Source organism: Sinomonas halotolerans (assembly GCF_039615075.1).
Lineage (GTDB): Bacteria > Actinomycetota > Actinomycetes > Actinomycetales > Micrococcaceae > Sinomonas > Sinomonas halotolerans.
Genome location: NZ_JBDFRB010000002.1, coordinates 274,351 through 293,522, shown reverse-complemented (window position 1 = coordinate 293,522; position 19,172 = coordinate 274,351). Strand labels below are relative to the sequence as shown.

The following is a 19,172-nucleotide window of genomic DNA, read 5'->3' as shown; positions in this document are numbered from 1 at the left end:
ATGCTCGACGAGCAGACCATCGCGGCCATCGCCGACGAGCTCGTGGAGGCGGGGCGGACGCGCACGCCCGTTCCGCTCCTCCACGACCGCTATGAGGGCATGGACATCGAGGACTCGTACGCCGTGCAGAAGCTCTGGGCCTCGCGGCTCGAGGCCCAGGGCCGGCGCGTGGTCGGGCGCAAGATCGGCCTGACGTCCAAGGCCATGCAGGCGGCGACGGGCATCACCGAGCCGGACTACGGCGTCATCTTCGACGACATGGTGCTCGAGAACGGCGCCACGGTCGAGTGGAAGCGCTACACGCACCCGCGCATCGAGGTGGAGCTCGCGTTCCGGCTGAACCGTGACCTCAAGGGGCAAGCTCTCCCCGGACGGGGGGTCACGCTCTTCGACGTCCTCGACGCCACCGAGTACGTGGTCCCGGCCCTCGAGATCCTCGACTCGCGGATCGAGATGGAGGGCCGCACGATCGTGGACACCATCTCGGACAACGCCGCGATGGGGGCCATGGTCGTCGGCGGGCGCCCGGTGCGTCCGCACGATGTCGACCTCCGCTGGGTCTCCTCCCTCCTGTACCGCAACCAGGAGATCATCGAGACCGGCGTGGCCGCGGGCGTCCTCAACCACCCGGCGTCCGGCGTCGCGTGGCTCGCCGACAAGCTCGCCCAGCACGGGCAGGAGCTGCGCGCAGGGGACCTCGTCCTCGCCGGGTCGTTCACGCGGCCCATGTGGGTCTACGAGGGGGACACGGTGTACGCGGACTACGGGCACCTGGGGACGGTGACATGCCGTTTCGTCTAGAGCCTGAGAAGACCTTCCGGCACTCCCTCGCCGAGGCCGCGGCCCGCGCTCCCGAGGAGGGCGGGGGCCCGCGGATCGGCCTGTGGGTGTGCTCCGGCAGCCCGCTCGTTGCCGAGATCATGGCTGGATCGGGGGCGCACTGGCTGCTCATCGACGCCGAGCACAGCCCGAACTCGCTCGAGTCGGTCCTCGCCCAGCTGCAGGCGGTCCACGGCTACGACGTCCTGCCTGTCGTGCGCCTGCCGTGGAACGACACCGTGCTCATCAAGCAGTACCTCGACCTCGGGGCGCAGAACCTGCTCATCCCCATGGTCAACGACGCCGACCAGGCCCGGGCGGCCGTCGCCGCCGTCCGGTACCCGCCGCACGGGGTGCGTGGCGTCGGCTCGGCCCTGGCCCGCGCCGCGCGGTGGAACCGGATCCCCGACTACCTCGCGCGGGCCGACGAGACGATCTCGCTCATGGTCCAGATCGAGACGGCCGAGGCCGTGGCGAACGTCGAGGACATCCTCGCGGTCGACGGCGTCGACGGGATCTTCGTCGGCCCCTCCGACCTCGCCGCGTCCATGGGCCTGCTGGGCCAGCAGGAGCACCCCCAGGTGCGCGCCGCCGTCGAACGCTGCCTCGAGGCCGCGCGCGCGGCAGGGAAGCCTGCCGGCGTCAACGCGTTCGTCGAGGCGACCGCACGGCACTATCTGGAGTGCGGTGCCCGCTTCGTGCTCGTGGGCGCGGACGTCGCGATCCTCGCCCGGTCCAGCGAGGAGCTCGCGTCGCGCTTCACGGCGCCTCCGCGCTCCGCAGACGACGGCGCGGACGACGGCGGGCGGCCGGCCAGCTACTGACGCCGGCGACGGCGTCTCCCACCCAGGCGCCACCACGGCCGCCGCCCCTCGCGGGCGGCGGCCTCGTCGTCGTCCTCCGCTGCGGCGGCGGCAGCCTCCCGCGCCGCTCGGCGCGCCCGCCAGGCGCGCACCTCCTCCTCGACGTCGCGCAGCCTCGTGACCACGGGCGGCCCGCCCAGGAGCTGGCGGCGGGCCTCGATGACCCGCCGGTTGAACGCCTCGAGCGCCTCGCGGACCTGCAGTTCGGTGTGGAGGGCGTCCAGCGTGGCCTCCATCCGGGCGTCCTCGGTCCGCAGCACGAGCGCCTCGGGACCGATCCCCGTGAGCTGCTCGCGCTCGATCAGCCCCTTGATCCACCAGTCCGGGTCGTTCACGTTCTCCAGGCCCGGAATGGGCTTGCCCGCGTAGGAGAGGTTGTCGAAGTCGCCGCGGGCCATCGCGTCCCGGATGAGGTAGTCGGCGCGGCGGACCGGGTCCACCTCCCGGCGCCTGGCGTTGAGCTCGTCCTCGCGTTCGAGCTCCGCGGCCTCCTCCGGGCGCAGCGGCGCCCCGGCGGCCCGCAGCGAGGCCGCGCGCTCGAGCCTGCGGCGCCGTTCGTCGTCGTCCTTCGCCATGGCACCTCCCCTACCCCAGTGTGCATCCCCGGAATCCGCCCGCGCGCGCCCTGGGGGACAGCGCAAGACGCCGGGCCCGCCTCGCTGCTCGAGGGGGCCCGGCGTCGTGTGCAGTGGCGCGCGCGGGAAGTGCCACGGAGGCCGGAAGCGCCCCGGGGGCCGGAAGCGCCCCGGGGGCCGGGAGTGCGCTGGGAGCCGGGAGTGCGCTGGGAGCCTGGGGCCTCAGGCCTCCTCGCCGAGCCGGTGGGCGGCGCCCTCCTGACCGTGGCCGATCCGGGCGTACACCTCGGGCGCGGTGCGGCGCAGGCGGAGTGCCCACAGGATGCCGAGGACTCCGGGGACCACGACGATCGCCGGGAGGACCCAGCTGAGCGGGCTCGGCTCGGTGAGGCCCAGGAGGAGGTCGAAGTTGGCGGCGATGAGGGCGAACACGACGGCGAGCGCGACGGCCCCGACCGCAGGGGCGACGCGCGCGGCCCACGGGCCGGGCGCGAGCTCGGGACGGCGGCGGAAGAAGCCGACCACGGCGAGGGAGACGACCGCCATGAGGAGCACGAGGCCCATGGCACCGGCGTTCGTGAGCCACGTGAACAACGTCAGGACCGGGTACAGCGGGCCGAGCTCGGAGCCGGTGCCCGCGATCGCGAAGCCGGCCGTCACGGCCACCGCGATCCCGGTCTGCACGAGCGAGCCCGCCTTGGGCGCCCCGTGCCGGGTCGTGGCCTCGAGCCAGGCCGGCAGGACGCGCTCGCGTCCGAGCGAGAAGCCGTAGCGGGCCACGGCGTTGTGGAAGCTCACGAGCGCCGCGAAGATGCTCGTGACGAACAGCAGCTGGGCGATGTCCGCGGCGATCACGCCGAAGTGGCCGCCCAGGAACGAGAACACGAGGCCCGGGCCCTGCTCGCCCGCCACGGCCGCGAGCTGGGACGTCCCCACCCCGGCGGACATGGCCCACGCGGACACCGCGTAGAAGACGGCGATGATGCCCACCGCACAGAAGGTGGCCCGCGGAATGGTGCGCGCCGGGTTCCGCGCCTCCTCGCCGTAGATCGCGGCGGACTCGAAGCCCATGAACGCCGCGACGCCGAAGGAGAGGACCGCGCCGACGCCGGGGACGAACAGGCTGGAGGGGGACAGCGGCTCGGCCGGGATGCCCTCGGGGGCGAGCGCGAACGCCGAGATGTCGTAGACGATCACCACGAGGAACTCGAGCGCGACGAGGATGCCGAGGACCCTCGCGGAGAGGTCCACCCGGTTCACCCCGAGCACGGCCACGACGGCGATGCATGCGAGCACCGCCGCCCACCACGGGACGTCCAGCCCGAACCGCTCGGCCAGGAGCGAGGACACCGTGAACCCGAAGACGCCGTAGATGCCCACCTGCATGAGGTTGTACGCCGTGAGCGCCACGAGGGCGACGCCGACGCCCACCGGGCGGGAGATGCCCTGGGCGGCGTACGCGTAGAACGCGCCGGCGTTGGTCACGTGCCGGCTCATCGCGGCATAGCCCACCGCGAACACGGCCAGGATGGCGCCGAGGACGAGGTACGAGAGCGGCACGCCGAGCAGGCCGGTGACGGCGTACGTCGTCGTGACGCCGCCGGCCAGCACGGTGAGGGGCGCCGAGGCGGCGATGATCATGAGGGTCACGGACGCCACTCCGAGACGGCGTGCTGGCGATGGTGCCACAGGTCGATCCTGCAGCGCCCGGGGGGAGCTCGTCGAGGTGCCCATGGGTCCTCCAGGGGGTTGGGAACGGGCGTTCGGGGTGGGGGAACGGGGTTGGGGAAGGGGAACGGTGCCTGCCGGCCTGCCGGGGTGCGGCGGCCGCAGCACCATCGTGCTCCGGCCGCCGGCGCTGTGGCTTGTCCCACAGTGAACGCTGCTTGTCCGGCAGGGAGCAGCGTTTCGCGCGGGTGCGCCCTCCGGGCACCGCCAGACGGGGCTACGTGTGGCAGTGCCCCCCGCCCGTGGCGGGCGCCGGGACGTCGAGGACGGGGCTGCGGTCGAAGAAGCCCTCGGGGCGGATCTTGAAGCCCACGTGGTCCACCGGCATGATCGGCCAGTCCTCGGGGCGTGGGAAGTGCGTGAGGCCGAACGTGTGCCACACGACGAGGTCTGTGCCGTCGAGGTCGCGGTCCTGGGCCTGGTAGGCGGGCAGGCCGGCCCCGCCGGCGTGCTGGTTGACGAAGTCGCCGGTCGGGTAGCGCTCGGCCGGGTCGTACTGGGTCACCCAGAGCGCCTTGGTCGCGAAGGCGGCGCGGGCCGCGACCGACGACGACGGGTCGGCCAAAAGGGTGGGGTGGCCCTGCGGGTGGATCTTGTACCCGACCGGCTCGCCGAGGCGGTTGAGCGAGGTCGGGTTGCTCACGATCCAGCTCCGGCCCGCGGCCATGTCGTTCTCGCGCGCCGCCTCGGACTCGCGGGCCACGAGGGTGCGCCGGCGGGTGAAGGCGTTGCCGCGCTCGTTGCCCGGGCCGATCGGCACGCGCACGGCGTCCTCCTCCTCGATCCGGTTCGGCCCGCCGTCGAGCGCGAAGTCCAGGCGCGCGCTGAAGAGGTGCTGGTGGAACGGCGCGCCGAGTCCCGGTGCCATCTCCGAGGAGTACTGGTAGTCGCCCTCGGGCTGGGCGCTCGTGAAGACGACGCCCGTGGCCTTGGCCTCGAACTCGATCGTGCCGTCGAGGTAGAGGTACCAGTAGAAGCCGTAGTCGTAGTTGCCGATCGTCGTGAAGAAGCTGATGACCAGGCGGCGGTTGCGCCGGACGTAGTTGACCCCGGTCCACAGGTCCGAGTGCTTCGCGAGGATCGAGGCGTCCTCCTCGTGCATGCAGATGCCGTTGCGGATCTCGCGCGGGTTGCCGAACGCGTCCGAGACGACGGGGCTCAGGTAGGTGATCTCGCCGAGGCAGTCGCAGCCGAGCTCGAGGGAGTTGGCGTACTGGCCCACGAGGTACTCGCCCGTGTCGAAGTAGTTCTGCCACGAGCGCACCGGAGAGGGGTCGCCGTACGGGACGACCATCTCGGCGATCGACGCGCGGTCGAGGATCCGGCGGCGGCGCGTCTCGGTGCGGCCGCCCGGATCCGCTGTGTTCCTGCTGCCTGCGGCAGCATCGTCGAAGGAGATGTTGTGCAGCACGAGCCCCTCGCGCACGTCGAAGCCGACGTCCAGGCTCCAGCGCTCCCACTCGACGTGGTTGCCGCCCGTGACGGTGAAGCTGGGCCCCTCGGGCTGGGTGATCTCGATGGGCCTCTGGGTCGTGCGGACGGGGCCCGTGAGCTCGGGGTCGGTGAAGTTGCCGTGCTCGGCGGGGACGGGGACCGGTCCGAAGTCCAGGACCTGGTCCACGGCGCGGTTGACGGTGTCGATGTAGGCCACGAGCCCGTCCACAGGGTGCGCCCAAGGGCTGTCCGTGGGGTGCTCCTGCACGAAGGCGAGCCCGCGCAGGATGCGCCTGCCCTTCTCCTCGGGGTACTCGAACACCCCGGCGGAGAGCGGCGCGACGCGGACGGTCGCGGGGTCGAGGCCCCGGTCCGCGAGCGCCTTGAGCCAGCGCGCGTCGGCGCCCAGGATCTCCTCGACCGCCTCGAACTCCTCCTCGAGGACGGGGAGCTCGCCGGTGACGGCCGTGTCCAGCTCGGTGTCGTCGTCGACCTGGCCGCGCGTCACCGAGACCGTCACGTCGTGCGGGGGGGCGCCGCCGACGTCGTGCAGGAAGGCGCGGAACCGGCGGTCGACGCCGGCCGCTCCCCCGGGCCCTCCCCCAGGCACAGAGCCGCGGGCGGGTTCGACGAGGCCGAGGTAGGCCACACGCGTGGTCTCGCGCCACAGCCCGGCAGCCTCGAGGATCCCCCGGACGGCGGCGATCTCCTCGGGCGTCGCGAGGGCGTACTGGCGCCTCGGCGTGGACAGCGCCTCGGGCGAGGCGTGGCAGGGGTGTGGGTGCGTCGCGGTGTCGGTGGTCATCGGGCCCTCCCGGGTCGGCGGTTTTTTTCTATGGACGTAGACAATAACGCTCTGTAAGCTGAATCACAACGGCTGTAGAAAAAAGATCGGAGGGTTGGCGATGCCGAAGATCGTGGACCATGACCAGCGGCGGCTCGAGCTCGTCGACGCGACGTGGCGGGTCATCGCCGAGCGGGGCCTGGACGCCGCGACGATGCGCGACATCGCTGCCGAGGCCGGCTTCGCCAACGGCGCCCTCAAGCCCTACTTCGCCTCGAAGGACAGGCTCCTCGACTTCGCCTTCGAGCACGTCTTCGCCCAGACGAACCGGCGGATGGAGTCCGCGACTGCGGGCCTGTCCGGCCGGGCCGCACTCCGCGCCTACTGCCACGAGATCCTCCCGCTCGACGAAGACAGGCTGGCCGAGGCCCGCGTCGCGATCGCGTTCTGGCAGAAGGCCCTGCGCGACCCGGCCAAGGCCGCGCTGCACGAGCGCTCGATGGAGCTCTGGCGCGCTTCCATGGCCGGATTCCTGCGCGACGAGGAGCACGAGCAGGCCTCTCCCGACGAGCACGCCGCCGAAGGCCCGGACGTACGGGTGGGGGCGATCATGGACCTCGTCCTCGGCGCGCAGATCACCGCCACGCTCTCCCCTGCGCACCACTCCCCCGGCCAGCTCGTCGAACAGCTCGACTGCCTCCTCGACGGCATCCTCGGAGACGCCCGCACGCAGGCCCGCACAGAGTCCGCGGCGGGCGCGGCGTGAGCGCCCCCGCAGTCGCCCCTGTCCCGCAGGGCGACGAAGGGCTCGAGGTGGCTCTCGCCCACGACTTCGATTCGTGGCGCCGCGCCGTCTCCGGGGCGTTCGTGCCCCTCGCCGTCGAGGCGGACCGCCGCGGCCCCTTCCGGGGGAGGATGCGCGGGAGGCACATCAGCCACGAGGACCTGAGCATGATCGAGGTCGCCGCGAGCAGCCACGCCGTCACGCGAACTCCCGAGCTCATCGCGGCAGCGGACCGCAGGTACTTCAAGCTCAGCATCCAGCTCGCGGGCACCGGGCTGCTGCTCCAGGACGGGCGGGAGGCCGTCCTGGAGCCCGGCACCCTCGCCGTGTACTCGACGGACCGGCCCTACACGCTCGCGTTCGACGGCGACTTCCGCTCGCTCGTGCTCATGTTCCCGCACGCGGCGCTCGACCTCCCGCCCGACGCGATGTCCCAGATCACGGCCACGGCGATGAGCGGGGAGCACGGCCTCGGCGCGCTCGTCGCGCCATTCCTCGTGCGACTGTCCGAGAACCTCGGAGCGGTCGCGGGACCGAACGGGACGAGGCTCGTCCACAATGCGCTCGACCTTGTCACGACGCTCTTCAACGGCGAGCTCGACGCGCACTCCGCCGTCTCCCGTGACCCACACCAAGTGCTCCTGGCCCGGATCCACGACTTCATCGAGGCGCATCTGGGCGACACCGGACTCTCGCCCGGGTCCATCGCCGCGGCGCACTACATCTCGACGCGGCACCTCCACGACCTCTTCCGCGATCACGGCACCACCGTCTCCGCATCGATCCGCGGGCGCCGGCTCGAGCGCTGCCGCCGGGACCTGCGCGATCCCGTGCTCGGAGACCGCCCGGTCACCGCGATCGCCTCGCGCTGGGGGTTCACCGACTCGGCGCACTTCAGCAGGATCTTCCGGGCTGCCTACGGCGAGCCGCCCACCGCATACCGGGCGGGCGGCTGAACGCCGGGGGCAGGTCGCTGCAGCCCGGGGCAGTTCCTCGCCCTGGCCCCTTCCGGCCCGCCGAGCAGTCGCCGGGCCGTCGCGGTGCATCAAGCCCTTCGCACTGACGGTCAAGCCTGGGGCTCGCACCGGACAGCAGACTGGAGGCACTCGGCCACGCGCCGCGGAGCTACCAGGAGCATTCCCATGTCCCAGCCCACCGCAACCCCCGCCCCTGCAGTCAGGCCCGACGCGGCCTCATCGCGCAGAGTCCCACCGGGCACAGTCAAACCCGGCACAGGCCGTCAGACCGTCTACTCGGACCCCTCGAGCTGGCTGCCCCTGGACGGGCTCGCGCCCGGATTCGACGGTGCCAAGGCCGATCCCTCTCCTGTCCTCGACGGCCGCGCGATCGCCCTCGAGGACGGATCCCGCTACCGGTTCGCCGCCGGCCGCGTGTCGTGGAGCAGTGCTGAGTGTGCAGGCGGGAGCGCGTACGAGGCGTTCGAGGTCGCCGAAGGCCTCGTGTACGCGCAGTACGCCGAGGAGACGTCTGGCCGCGCAGCAGCGGCGGTATCGCTCGTCCTCGACCTCGAGCGCGGATGGGCGCTGCGGGTCACCTCGACGGTCGTCGGGGCCGGACCGGGCAGGACCGCCGTCGCCCAGCGCTTCGAGGCGGCCGCCATCGCCGGCTGCCAGAGCCAGGGCAGGCCCCCGAGCCCCTCGGACGACCTCGTGGGCCGGCGCGTCATGTGGGTCTACAGCGGCGAGCACGCCTACGAGCACGTGTACCTCTCACCCGGCCTGTACACGTGGCAGTGCCTCGCGGGCCCCGAGCGCGGGCTGGCCGACACCGACGAGTGCACCGTGTACTGCGTCCGTCCCGGGATCTACGTCTTCGCGTGGCGCGAGAAGGTCATCCCGTGCGCATCGGTCACCGTGGCCGACCACAGGCGCCTCACGGCGCTGCGCTCTCACGGGGTCCTCTTCGGACTCGATGCCTCCGCGCGCGAGCAGGTGCACTTCACGTTCGGCGCGCACGGGCGCCTGCTGAGCCAGACGGTCCACCCTGCCGAGCACGACCCGGCACGGCCCGAGCACGCCTGAGGCCCGGAAAGGAGTGAAGCGGCCGCCCTGTCCATCGGGGCGGCCGCTTCTTCTTGGCCAGTGTGGCCCGCGCGCTGCGGAACCGGCTTCTCGGCGGCAGGCTAGGCGGCCGCCGTCGGGGCCGTGCCCTCGTCGGCGAGTGCGGCCATGCTCGCGACGAGAGCCTCGGTGAGCCGCCGCTCGAGGCCGGCATGCCCGGGATCGCCGGCGAGGTTGTGCAGCTCCCCCGGGTCCGCGGCATGGTCGTACAGTTCCGTCTCGCCGGCGCCGAAGTAGCGGGTGAGGCGGCCCTCCACGGTGACGACTGTGCGCATGCGGACCGGGCCCGGGAGGCCGGGCAGCCCGAAGGGCTGGTCCTCCTCGATGAGCAGGGCGTCCCGGTGGGCGGTCGCCGTACCGCGGAGGACCGGCACGAAGGACCTTCCCTGGATGCCGCGGAACGGGGCAGCACCGGTGAGCTCCATGAGGGTCGGCACGAGGTCGGGGCTCGAGACCAGCGCGGCGCTCCGGCCGGTCCGCTGCTGTGCCTCGGCCCCCGGGAGGGCGACGACGAGCGGCACGGTGGTCACGGCGCGGTAGTGGCTGAAGTGCTTGAGCATGAGGCCGTGGTCGCCGAACAGGTCGCCGTGGTCGGCGGTGAACACCACGATGGTGTCCTCGGCGAGGCCTTGGGCCTCGAGCTCGTCGAGGATCCGCCCGATCTGCTCGTCCATGAGCGTGATGAGCCCATACTGGGCGGCGGCGGCGTGCCGGTACTGCTCCTCGGTGGCCGCCCAGGTCATGGTCGGGTCGCTTCCAGGCTCGCCCCGGCGCTCCATGAGGTGCCGGATGTGCCCGGGCGAACGGGAGTGGTCCTGCTCGAACCCGAGCGGGAGCGGGATGTCCGCGGGATCGTACAGCGTGTCATAGCCCGCGGGCGGAGAGAACGGGTGGTGCGGGTCCGGGAAGGAGACGAAGAGGAAGAAGGGGGCATCGTGTCCCGCGGCGTCCTTGAGGTGCTCCACCGCCTTCTCCCCGATGTAGGCGCTCGGGTGCAGCTCCGCCGGGACGGCAGTCCGGTACACCTGGTCCCAGCCCTCGTAGACCACCTCGGAGCGCTCGGGGCCGCCCACGGCCTCGGGGTCGAGGCCCCGTTCGCGCGCCCAGTGCAGGTAGTGCCCGCCTGGGTGGTCGCCGTGGCCGACCACGAGGTCGACCTGCGAGTACCCGTAGTAGTCCGGTGGGAGCGGCACGAAGCGTCCTCCGTGCCGCTCCCGGTCCTCCCATCGGTCCCAGGCCCCGCTGCCCCGGGGCCGGGCGTCGTGGGCCGCGGAGTCCAACAGGAGGGGATCCGTCGCGAGGATCTCTTCCCGCTGCTCGGGCTCGAACTCCCAGCCCATGTTCTGGTGGTGCAGCTTGCCCACCGCAATGGTCCGGTACCCCGAGTCCGCCAGCGAGCGCATGACCGTCCTCGACTCGGGGTCAAGGGGGATGCCGTTGCAGCGGGTCCCGTGGGCCGAGGGCCATCGCCCTGTGGCCAGCGAGGCGCGGTTGGGCATGCAGGTCGGGTTGGCGACCGTCGCGTTCTCGAAGACCATCCCGCGGGCCGCGAGGGCGTCGAGGTTCGGCGTGCGGACGATGCCGTTGCCGCCGAACCCGAGGTGGTCGGCCCGGAGCTGGTCCGCGATGATCAGGAGCACGTTGGGGCGCCGGGGCCCTTGCGGCGTCATGCCGGCCTCTTGATGAGCGCGAGGACCTCCGTGCGCTGCGCCGCGAACTCCGGCAGGGCACGGGTGCTGATCTGGTCACGCGGCGAGGGGAGGTCCACGTCGACCACCTGCAGGACGCGGGCAGGCCTCGAGCCCAGGACGACGACCCTGTCGGCGAGGTAGACGGCCTCGTCGATGTCGTGGGTGACGACGAGGATCGTCATGCCGAAGCCATCGCGGATCCGCAGGCAGAGGTCTTCGAGGTCGAAACGGGTCTGGGCATCCACTGAGGCGAAGGGCTCGTCCATGATGAGGATCTCCGGCCGGTAGGCGAGCGCGCGGGCGATGGCGACGCGCTGCTGCATCCCGCCGGAGAGCTGCCATGGGTACTGTCCGGCCGCGTGGGTGAGCCCCACGGCCTCGAGTGCCTCCTCGCAGCGGGCCCTGAGCTCGGTGCGGGGAAGCCGGAGGTGGCGCAGCGGGAGGAGCAGGTTCTTCTCCACTGTGAGCCAGGGCATGAGCGAGCGGCTGTAGTCCTGGAACACGAGCGCGATCTCCGGCGGTGGGCCGCTGATGGTGCGGCCATCGATGCGCATCTCGCCCTTCGAGGCGGGATGGAGGCCGGCGAGGCACTTCAGGAGGGTCGTCTTGCCGATGCCCGAGGGCCCGACGATGCACACGACCTCCCCGGCCTCGACGGAGAAGGTCAGGTCCCCGATGACCTCCTTGGCAGTGGCGCCCGAGCCGTAGCTCTTGCCGAGTCCGGCGACGTCGAGGCGCGGTTCGGCCCCACGGGGGGCGGATTCCGGGCGTGTGGTCCCCCTGCGGGCGGATTCCACGTGGGCGTGGGGGTCTTGGGCGGAAGTGGCGATCATGAGGCGCGCTCCTGGCGACGGGAGCCTATGTACCACGCGAGGGCACGGCTCTTGGCGATGTCGAAGACGAGGTTGGTGAGGAAGCCGATCAGGCCGAGGAGGAGGATCCCGGCCCACATGTCGGCGGCGAGGAAGCTCTGCTGTGCGAGGAGCGTCATGGCACCGATGCCCTGGGAGGATCCGAGCATCTCGGAGGCGATCATGACGATGAAGGCAATCTGCAGGCTGACCTGCATGCCGGAGGCGATGCGTGGACCGGCGCTCGGCAGGTAGACCCTTGCCATGCGCTCCATCGGCCCGAGCCGGTACACGGCACAGACGTCCCGGACCACCCCGTCGACGCTCCGGATGCCGTCCATCGTCGCGATGAGCGTCGGGAAGAGGGCGGCGAGGACAATGCTCGCGATCCGCATCTCGGCACCGAATCCGATGACGGTGATGAGGATCGGCACGAGGGCGACGGGCGGGATGCCCCGCACGAAGTGCACGACGGGCTCGAACATCCAGCGGACGGGGGCGACGGTCGCGAAGAGGAATCCGAGCACGACCCCGATGACGACGGCCAGCACGTAGCCGACCGCCAGATTGCCCAGGCTCACGAGGACGTCCGATCCGAAGTGGTCGAAGAGCCAGAGGTCCTCGAACCGGCCCAGGATGCTCGCGAGGGGAGGGAAGAAGGGGTTCGCGGACTCGGCGGAACCCGCCCACCAGAGGACGGCGCAGGCGACCGGCGTGGCAGTCCCCAGGATCCAGTTGACAGCAGCCGGCTTCACAGCGCTCCCTCCCGGTGTGACGGGTGCCAGTGCAGCAGCCTTCGTTCGATCCTCTCGCTGGCACTCTGCAGCGCGAGGCCGAGGACGCCGAGCACGATCACGAGCGCGTAGAGGGTGGTGTAGTTGCCCGCCGCCTGCGCCTGGTAGAGGCTCAGACCGATGCCCGGCGCCCCGCCGAGGAGCCCCGCGACGACCGCGATGATGAGCGAGGCAGGGGCGGACACCCTCACCGCCATGCCGATGAACGGCAGGGCGCTGGGCAGCGTGATCCGCAGGAGGGTCTCGATGCGGCCCAGCCCGTAGGAGCGCGCCGTGGCCAGGGCCACCGGATCGGTGTCGTGCACCCCCGCAGTCGACTGGATGGTGATCGTCAGTGCGCAGCCCAGCACGACCAGCAGGATGGCCATCTCCGCGGTGGGACCGAAGACCAGCACCATGAGGGGCAGGACGACGATCGGCGGGATGGGCTTGAGGAACTCGAACAGGGCCAGGGTGGCGGCGCGGAACGGCTCGAAGCTGCCGATGAGGATGCCGAGCGCCACGCCGATCACTGTCGATGCGGCGAGCCCGGCCATGGCAATCCCGACGGTGGCTGCGATGTCGAGCCAGAAGCCCGGCAGGACGGTGAGCCGGGCGAGTTCGGCGCCCGTGGCCGTCGCAGTCGGCAGGCCGGATCCGACGGCGCCTGAGAGCGCCGCGGCCTGCCAGGCGACGAGCACGAGGGCGGCGCCGAGGACGCCGGCGCCCGGTCGGCGCAGTGCGGACGCGGCTCCCGACGCCCGCGCAGCTGCCCGCGGAGGGGCGAGGGTTGTGGTCATGGGACTGAACCTCCTGGTGGGCCGGGGCGCGGCTTCCGCAGCGACCCGGCCGGGAGTCGGGCTGGTCAGGACGGGGCGTTGAGGAAGATCGTGGCGTCCAGCGGGACCTCTTCCTTCAGGAAGCCCAGTTCCGCGAGGAGTGCGTTGGTGCGCTGGACGTCGTCGAGGCGCACCGAGTCGGGCCAGTATCCGAGGGCGCCGAGCCTGACGACCTCGGGGGCAGTCTTGGTGACCTCGGCGATCTTCTGGAGCGTCTCTCCGGGGTGGGCGTTGGCGTAGGCGTTCGCCTTGTAGATAGCCCGTTCGAACGCCTCGAGCTGCGCTTCCTTGCCCTGTGCCGCCTGCGGTCCTGTGACCCACAGGCCGATGGCGCCGCGCTCGAAGAACTTCAGACCCGGTGAGGCCAGGAGGACGTGGCCTGCGTCCTTCGCCCTCGCGGTGAACGGCGCAATGAGACTCGCTGCGTCGATGCGCCCCTGCTCGAGGGACTGCATGGCAGATGAGGGGTCGAGGACCATCCAGTTGATCTTCGAGGGGTCCCCGCCGTCGTCGGCGACGGCCTTGGACACGGTGACCTCGAGCTGGGCCCTGCGGGCAGGGACGGACACCGACGTGCCCTCGAGGTCCTTGGGCCGGGCGATTCCGCTGTCCGAGCGCACGAACAGGCCTGTGTCGTCGTACTTGCCCGAGTCCGGGTCCTTGAGTGCATCGTCCGAGTAGCCGTCCGCCGCCGCGACGATCTTGAGGGGGACCTTCTGGGAGAGCGCGTTCAGCAGCGGGATCGACGGGGTGTACGTGAGGTCAAGCTGGCCGCTCTGCGCCGCGGCGATGCCGGCAGGCGGGTTCGCGACCACGGTGGTCTCCACCGATATGCCCTCGTCGGCGAAGTAGCCCTTCTCCTGTGCGTAGGCGAGTGCGGCGTCGCTGCCGATGCCGATCGTTCCCACCTTGAGCGTGGTCGGGGAGCCGTCGCTCGCGGGCGGGCTCGATGCCGCACCGCCGCCGCACGCGGCCAGGGAGAGGGCGAGGACTGCGGCCAGGGCCGCGGGGATGCTTCGTTGCATGGATGTCTCCTCGGGTGATGGGTGGAACGGGTTGGTCAGGTTGAACAGGTGGTCTGGGAACAGGGGCCGGTGGAGCGGGGGCCGTGGAGCGGGCCCGATCGGAACGGGGGCCGCAGAGTCTCAGCGGGGGGCGCCTTCGTGGACGGTGGCGCCGCCGGCGATGGTGAGGACGACGTCGATGCCGAGGAGGTCCTCGATCCTCCCGTCGTCGGGCCACGGGCTGGAGAGAACGCACAGGTCGGCCGCCATGCCGGGCACGAGCCTGCCTTTGGCGTGCTCCATGCGGTCCTGCCACGCGGCGTCGGCGGTCATGGCGGCGAGCGCCTCGAGGCCGCCGATGCGCTCCGGGTCGTCGGGGGCACCCGGCGTCGTGCGGGTGGTGCGGCGCACGGCGGCGACGACCGTCTGCCGCCAGTCCGTGCTCGCGACGGGGGCATCCGAGGCGAGCGTGAAGCGGACGCCGGCGCTGGCGGCGCTGCGCAGCGGCTGGTGGCGCGTGAAGCGCTCCTCGCCGAGGAGGCGCCGCATGGCCTCGCCCGCGCCGTGGCGGATGAGCGGGTTGGTGCTGTATCCGATCCCGTGCTGGGCCATCCGCGCGAGGGTGTCCGGCCGGCTGAATGCGCCGTGGATGATGTAGTGCCGGTTCTTGCGTGCCCGCGTGCGGGAGGCGAGGGCGTCGACGGCGGCCTCGGTCGCCGCATCGCCGGTGGCGTGGATCCCGGCCTGCAGGCCGGCGCCGTCGATGAGGGCGAGGATCCGGCGCAGCTCCTCGAGCCTGTCCTCTTCGGTGGCTCCCGCGATGACGAGGCTCCCGCGCGTGCAGTGGTCGCCGTAGGGCTCGGCCATCCAGGCCGTGCCGCTGCGGGGGATGCCGTCGGCGAAGACCTTGACGCCCGCCATCCGGAGGAGCCGGGCATCGATTCCGCGGTCCGTGAAGGCATTGCCCAGCCCGCTGGCGAGTCCGTCCGCGATTGCGGCGCTGTCCGCTCCCCCGGTGCCGGCGAAGAGCATGAGCACCGTGGTGCGGAGAGTGAGCTCGCCGGCCTCGGCGAGGTCTCCGAGGGCCCTGATCGCCTCGGGCGAGCCCGAGCCGTCGAGCAGCCCGGCGCTCGCCGGGCCCAGACCGGGCTCGGTGAGGGACGTGATGCCCTGGCTGTGGAGTCGGCGCTGCATGGCGCGCATGGCGTCGCGCAGGGCAGCGGCCGGAACCGGGGGAAGTGACCGGTTGAGGAGCTCCATCGCGGCGTCCTGGAACAGGCCCGAAAGGTCGCCGTGGGCATCGCGGCCGAGGACCCCACCAGCGGGGTCCGGCACCGCGTGGGCGAGCCCCGCCCGGCGGAGGGCCTCCCGGTTGGCCACGAGCTGGTGCCCCGTCGAGTCGAAGGCGACGACCGGAGTCTCCGGGCGGACGTCGAGGATCTGCCCGGCGGCGGGGCCGATGACCACGTCGTCCCAGCCTCGGGCGCGGATCCAGCCGTCTGCTCCCGGTGCCGCCCTCTCGAGGAGGCCGCCAACGCGCTCCCAGCCCGGAGCGGCGTCCGGGCCCACGTCGACGTAGCCGAAGTCCGCCATCGCTGCGCCGGTGAAATGCAGGTGCGCGTCGTTGATGCCCGGTGTGACTGCCCCGCCCCGGGCGTCGACGACGGTCGTCCCGGTTCCGGTCACGGCTGCGACGTCATCCCGCCCGAGGGCGAGGACCCTCCCGGCCCGCACCGCCAGGGCGTCGGACAGCGGACAGGAGCGGTCCATGGTCAGCACCTGCGCGTTCACGATCACCAGTTCCGCACTGGATGCGCTCTCCGTCCTCAAGGCCACGTGGCTCCTCCTCTTCCCAGGGGTGATGTGATCTGTCCAACATCATGCGGCATGAGTGTGTCACTTGACTAGGTCATGCGACCAACTTTCGCGGTAGATTGTTCCCACAGGGTGGCGGAGCCCGGGGCGCGGGCGCTCCCGTGCCTAGGATGGACGGACGACAGGGAGGACCGAATGGTGAGGATTCCGGCTGGCGAGCGGCGTCTGCAGTTCGTCGAAGCCGCTGCCCGGGTGATTGCGGCCGAGGGCCTGCCCGCAGCGACCACGCGACGGATCGCGGCAGAAGCGGATGCACCCCTCGCCGCCCTCCACTACTGCTTCCGGAACAAGGACGAGCTCCTCGAGGAGGTCTACCTCTTCCTGAGCCGTGACTACGCCCAGGCGCTGTCCCCCATCGAGGACCTCGGCGCCGGGCTGCCGCACGTCATCGGCCAGCATGCCCGCCGCATCTGGGAGCGCATGCTCGAGCGTCCCCACGAGCAGGTGACCACCTTCGAGCTGCTCCTGAAGCGCTTCCGCGAAGCGCCGGAGGCCGAACCCGCCGCCCGGGCACAGAACCGCGCGATGTACGAGGGCTGGGTTGCCTCGACCACGGAGCTCTTCGCCGCCGCGGCCGAGGCCGCCGGCGGACAGGCCCCCGAGAACCTCGAGATGATCGCGAGGCTCTTCATCTCGGGGATCGACGGGATCAGCATGCAGCACCTCGCCGATCCCGACGAGGAGAGGTCCCGGCAGCTCATCGAGCTGCTCGCGGACTCCCTGGCTGCGCTCCTCTCCGCGGTCGAGAGCAGCCGCCGGCCGCTCCGGGCGTAGCCGGACCGGGAGCCCAGGCGCAAGTCCTGCACGGATCGTCAAGCAGTGCGCACGCCGGGCACAGCGGCCGCCCGGGCCTCTCCGTAGCGTGGTGCGCACACTGACCACGACGACGTGAGGAGGCCCCTGATGGAGACCTACGACGCACTGCTGGCTTCGATCACCCCGGCTGAGGGCGCGGCGGGCCGCGAGATCCTCGATCCGGCGACCGGGAAGGTGGTCGGAATCGCCCCGGTCCACACCCTGTCCGATCTCGAGGCCGCCGTCGCGGCCGCGCAGGCTGCGCAGCCCGGCTGGGCCGCGGCCGGACACGAGGCCCGCTCGAAGGCCCTGCTGGCCGCGGCGGACGCGATCGAGCGCAACGCAGAGGAACTGGCCACGCTGCTCTCCCGCGAGCAGGGCAAGCCGCTCAACGGCCCCAACGCCCGTTTCGAGGTGGGCGCCTGTGCGGCCTGGCTGCGCGCCGCCGCGACCACACCCCTCGAGCCCGAGACGGTCGTCGACGACGGCGAGACACGTGCGACCCTGCACTACCGGCCCATCGGCGTCGTCGGCGCGATCGGCCCCTGGAACTGGCCCATGATGATCACCGTCTGGCAGATCGCCCCCGCCCTGCGCATGGGCAACACCGTCGTCGTCAAGCCTTCCGGCATGACCCCCCTGTCCGTCCTGGCCCTCGCCACCGTGCTCAACGAGGAACTGCCCGCGGACGTCCTGCACGTCGTCTCCGCCGGACGCGACGTCGGCGCCCGCCTCGCCGAGCACCCCGCCATCGGCAAGGTCATGTTCACCGGTTCCACCGCCGCCGGCCGCGCGATCATCCGCTCCAGCGCCGACACCGTCAAGCGCCTCACCCTCGAACTCGGCGGCAACGACGCAGGCATCGTCCTGCCGGACGCCGATCCCGCCGCCATCGCCGAGGGCCTGTTCTGGGGCGCCTTCATCAACACCGGCCAGACCTGCGCCGCCCTCAAGCGCCTCTACGTGCACGAGGAGATCTACGAGGATGTCTGCGCTGCCCTGGCCGAGTACGCGAGGAATGTGCCCATGGGCGTGGGCCTGGACGAGGCAAACCTGCTCGGACCTCTGCAGAACCGCTCCCAGTACGAGATCGTCGACCGGCTCGTCCAGGCCGCGAAGGACTCCGGCGCCCGCGTCCTCCTCGGCGGCGATCCAGACCCGGACGCGGCCGGCCACTTCTACCCCACCACCCTCGTGGCCGACATCGACAACGACAACCCCCTCGTCGCCGAGGAGCAGTTCGGCCCCGCCCTGCCCATCATCAAGTACGCCACCGTGGACGAGGCGGTCGCCAAGGCCAACGCCCTCGACGTCGGACTCGGCGCCTCCGTGTGGTCCACCGACCCCGCCGCCGCCCGCGAAGTCGCCGCCCGCCTCGAAGCCGGCACGGTCTGGATCAACAGCCATGGCGCCGTCGACCCCCGCATCCCGTTCGGCGGCCACAAGCAGTCCGGCTACGGCCTCGAATTCGGCACCGAGGGACTCAAGCACCTCGGCGTCCCCCAGGTCATCAACGGCTAGAGCCGGGCAGGCACCAGAGGACCCCGCGACCGTCCAGGTCGCGGGGTCCTCTGGTGCTTGGCGGGCCCGGGGGCACATCGCCGAGCCTGGGGGCGGGGCGGTGGCGCATCGGGCCTGCCGAGCCTCCCGGTCACAGCAAGCCCGGCAGTTCGACAGCGCCGCAGGAGTTCAGCAGCAGCTCGGGCAGTTCAGAAGCTGCGGCGGTTGGCGCCGATCCAGACGGCGACGGTGAGTGCGGCAGCGAAGTCCAGCACGATGACGAGGAGCATCGGCGCGGTCCAGGGGTTCCCGGCCGCGGTCTGGCCGGCTGCCGCCGACGCTGCGTGAGCGTGCGCATGCGTCGCGCCGGCCCCCGGGGCGAGGAGCACAGCGACATGGAAGAGCGCCATGCCCAAGGACATGGCCATCGCTGCGCGGGCAGCCGTGAGGCTCGGGCGCCGCCAGAGGTGCCACGCGCACGGCAGGCAGGCTGCGGCCATCGCGAGTCCGACCGCGCCCATCCATCCACCGCCGGCGACCATCGCAGCGTGCCCCGCGCCGCCCAGCACGGCAGCCACGGAGGCGGCGCGTGCTGCGATCGAGGATTCCACCCTCCTACGGTCACCCGGGGCCCGCGGTCCTGTCTGCGAATCCCGCGCAGGCTCCTTGACCGCCCGCGCAGCACAGGCCGGGGAACGCCGGACCGAGGAGACTGGACGCCTGCCCCTGCAGGGTGCGCACAGCCGGACGGCGGCCCTCCCGCGAAAGGGGAGGGC

At 72.0% G+C, this 19,172-nt stretch carries 17 protein-coding genes; 7 read left to right on the top strand and 10 right to left on the bottom strand.

Annotated elements, in window-relative coordinates; all coding sequences use genetic code 11:
• Together hpaH and ABCQ75_RS03780 are read left to right on the top strand one after the other, a co-directional pair.
• Positions 1-801 carry a 2-oxo-hept-4-ene-1,7-dioate hydratase gene (gene hpaH, locus ABCQ75_RS03785; protein ID WP_345883178.1) on the top strand — a complete coding sequence of 267 codons (801 nt, stop codon included), beginning with the start codon at positions 1-3 and terminating at the stop codon, positions 799-801.
• Positions 786-1,643: an HpcH/HpaI aldolase family protein gene (locus ABCQ75_RS03780; protein ID WP_345883177.1), complete on the top strand. Its 858-nt coding sequence runs from the start codon at positions 786-788 to the stop codon at positions 1,641-1,643. The genes hpaH and ABCQ75_RS03780 overlap by 16 nt, the downstream gene beginning before the upstream one ends.
• Here the strand turns inward: ABCQ75_RS03780 and ABCQ75_RS03775 are convergent.
• From ABCQ75_RS03775 to ABCQ75_RS03765, 3 genes are all read right to left on the bottom strand, one after another.
• A complete protein-coding gene (locus tag ABCQ75_RS03775; RefSeq protein WP_345883176.1) occupies positions 1,637-2,257 on the bottom strand; it encodes a DnaJ family domain-containing protein in 621 nt (206 codons plus the stop codon). The genes ABCQ75_RS03780 and ABCQ75_RS03775 overlap by 7 nt on opposite strands.
• A gap of 222 nt (positions 2,258-2,479) precedes the next feature.
• Complete coding sequence (locus ABCQ75_RS03770) at positions 2,480-3,946, bottom strand: APC family permease (RefSeq protein WP_345883175.1); 1,467 nt, start codon at positions 3,944-3,946, stop codon at positions 2,480-2,482.
• Between the two features lie 256 nt (positions 3,947-4,202).
• Positions 4,203-6,224, bottom strand: a complete 2,022-nt coding sequence (locus ABCQ75_RS03765; RefSeq protein ID WP_345883174.1) for a primary-amine oxidase — start codon at positions 6,222-6,224, stop codon at positions 4,203-4,205.
• Positions 6,225-6,324: 100 nt separating this feature from the next.
• Here ABCQ75_RS03765 and ABCQ75_RS03760 point away from each other — a divergent pair, with 100 nt between their 5' ends.
• The 3 genes from ABCQ75_RS03760 to ABCQ75_RS03750 all read left to right on the top strand — a co-directional run bounded on the left by ABCQ75_RS03760 (position 6,325) and on the right by ABCQ75_RS03750 (position 9,029).
• Complete coding sequence (locus ABCQ75_RS03760; protein ID WP_345883173.1) at positions 6,325-6,969, top strand: TetR/AcrR family transcriptional regulator; 645 nt, start codon at positions 6,325-6,327, stop codon at positions 6,967-6,969.
• Positions 6,966-7,943, top strand: a complete 978-nt coding sequence (locus ABCQ75_RS03755) for an AraC-like ligand-binding domain-containing protein (protein WP_345883172.1) — start codon at positions 6,966-6,968, stop codon at positions 7,941-7,943. Before ABCQ75_RS03760 ends, ABCQ75_RS03755 begins: the two co-directional genes overlap by 4 nt.
• Before the next feature lie 186 nt (positions 7,944-8,129).
• Complete coding sequence (locus tag ABCQ75_RS03750) at positions 8,130-9,029, top strand: MoaF C-terminal domain-containing protein (RefSeq protein WP_345883171.1); 900 nt, start codon at positions 8,130-8,132, stop codon at positions 9,027-9,029.
• Between the two features lie 101 nt (positions 9,030-9,130).
• Here the strand turns inward: ABCQ75_RS03750 and ABCQ75_RS03745 are convergent, their stop codons facing one another.
• The 6 genes from ABCQ75_RS03745 to ABCQ75_RS03720 form a co-directional block, all read right to left on the bottom strand.
• A complete protein-coding gene (locus tag ABCQ75_RS03745) occupies positions 9,131-10,738 on the bottom strand; it encodes a sulfatase family protein (protein ID WP_345883170.1) in 1,608 nt (535 codons plus the stop codon).
• Complete coding sequence (locus ABCQ75_RS03740) at positions 10,735-11,592, bottom strand: ABC transporter ATP-binding protein (protein WP_345883169.1); 858 nt, start codon at positions 11,590-11,592, stop codon at positions 10,735-10,737. The genes ABCQ75_RS03745 and ABCQ75_RS03740 overlap by 4 nt, the downstream gene beginning before the upstream one ends.
• Positions 11,589-12,365, bottom strand: a complete 777-nt coding sequence (locus ABCQ75_RS03735) for an ABC transporter permease (RefSeq protein WP_345883168.1) — start codon at positions 12,363-12,365, stop codon at positions 11,589-11,591. The genes ABCQ75_RS03740 and ABCQ75_RS03735 overlap by 4 nt, the downstream gene beginning before the upstream one ends.
• The gene (locus tag ABCQ75_RS03730; protein ID WP_345883167.1) at positions 12,362-13,183 is read right to left on the bottom strand and encodes an ABC transporter permease; all 822 of its coding nucleotides are present in this window, start codon (positions 13,181-13,183) and stop codon (positions 12,362-12,364) included. Before ABCQ75_RS03730 ends, ABCQ75_RS03735 begins: the two co-directional genes overlap by 4 nt.
• A 65-nt stretch (positions 13,184-13,248) precedes the next feature.
• Complete coding sequence (locus ABCQ75_RS03725; protein WP_345883166.1) at positions 13,249-14,247, bottom strand: ABC transporter substrate-binding protein; 999 nt, start codon at positions 14,245-14,247, stop codon at positions 13,249-13,251.
• Between the two features lie 120 nt (positions 14,248-14,367).
• Complete coding sequence (locus tag ABCQ75_RS03720) at positions 14,368-15,996, bottom strand: amidohydrolase (RefSeq protein ID WP_345883165.1); 1,629 nt, start codon at positions 15,994-15,996, stop codon at positions 14,368-14,370.
• Between the two features lie 240 nt (positions 15,997-16,236).
• Between ABCQ75_RS03720 and ABCQ75_RS03715 the strand changes: the two genes are divergently transcribed.
• Together ABCQ75_RS03715 and ABCQ75_RS03710 are read left to right on the top strand one after the other, a co-directional pair.
• Entirely contained in the window at positions 16,237-16,875 is a 639-nt protein-coding gene (locus tag ABCQ75_RS03715) for a TetR/AcrR family transcriptional regulator (RefSeq protein ID WP_345883164.1), read from the top strand.
• A gap of 129 nt (positions 16,876-17,004) precedes the next feature.
• The gene (locus ABCQ75_RS03710) at positions 17,005-18,417 is read left to right on the top strand and encodes an aldehyde dehydrogenase family protein (RefSeq protein WP_345883163.1); all 1,413 of its coding nucleotides are present in this window, start codon (positions 17,005-17,007) and stop codon (positions 18,415-18,417) included.
• A 188-nt stretch (positions 18,418-18,605) separates the two neighbouring features.
• Here ABCQ75_RS03710 and ABCQ75_RS03705 read toward each other — a convergent pair whose 3' ends face one another.
• Positions 18,606-19,007 carry a hypothetical protein gene (locus ABCQ75_RS03705; RefSeq protein ID WP_345883162.1) on the bottom strand — a complete coding sequence of 134 codons (402 nt, stop codon included), beginning with the start codon at positions 19,005-19,007 and terminating at the stop codon, positions 18,606-18,608.
• Positions 19,008-19,172 lie beyond the last annotated feature (165 nt).

Coding starts and splice junctions, on each gene's coding strand:
- hpaH (WP_345883178.1), top strand. CDS start 1: ATGCTCGACGAGCAGACCATCGCGGCCATCGCCGACGAGCTCGTGGAG.
- ABCQ75_RS03780 (WP_345883177.1), top strand. CDS start 786: ATGCCGTTTCGTCTAGAGCCTGAGAAGACCTTCCGGCACTCCCTCGCC.
- ABCQ75_RS03775 (WP_345883176.1), bottom strand. CDS start 2,257: ATGGCGAAGGACGACGACGAACGGCGCCGCAGGCTCGAGCGCGCGGCC.
- ABCQ75_RS03765 (WP_345883174.1), bottom strand. CDS start 6,224: ATGACCACCGACACCGCGACGCACCCACACCCCTGCCACGCCTCGCCC.
- ABCQ75_RS03760 (WP_345883173.1), top strand. CDS start 6,325: ATGCCGAAGATCGTGGACCATGACCAGCGGCGGCTCGAGCTCGTCGAC.
- ABCQ75_RS03750 (WP_345883171.1), top strand. CDS start 8,130: ATGTCCCAGCCCACCGCAACCCCCGCCCCTGCAGTCAGGCCCGACGCG.
- ABCQ75_RS03745 (WP_345883170.1), bottom strand. CDS start 10,738: ATGACGCCGCAAGGGCCCCGGCGCCCCAACGTGCTCCTGATCATCGCG.
- ABCQ75_RS03740 (WP_345883169.1), bottom strand. CDS start 11,592: ATGATCGCCACTTCCGCCCAAGACCCCCACGCCCACGTGGAATCCGCC.
- ABCQ75_RS03730 (WP_345883167.1), bottom strand. CDS start 13,183: ATGACCACAACCCTCGCCCCTCCGCGGGCAGCTGCGCGGGCGTCGGGA.
- ABCQ75_RS03725 (WP_345883166.1), bottom strand. CDS start 14,247: ATGCAACGAAGCATCCCCGCGGCCCTGGCCGCAGTCCTCGCCCTCTCC.
- ABCQ75_RS03720 (WP_345883165.1), bottom strand. CDS start 15,996: ATGGACCGCTCCTGTCCGCTGTCCGACGCCCTGGCGGTGCGGGCCGGG.
- ABCQ75_RS03715 (WP_345883164.1), top strand. CDS start 16,237: ATGGTGAGGATTCCGGCTGGCGAGCGGCGTCTGCAGTTCGTCGAAGCC.
- ABCQ75_RS03710 (WP_345883163.1), top strand. CDS start 17,005: ATGGAGACCTACGACGCACTGCTGGCTTCGATCACCCCGGCTGAGGGC.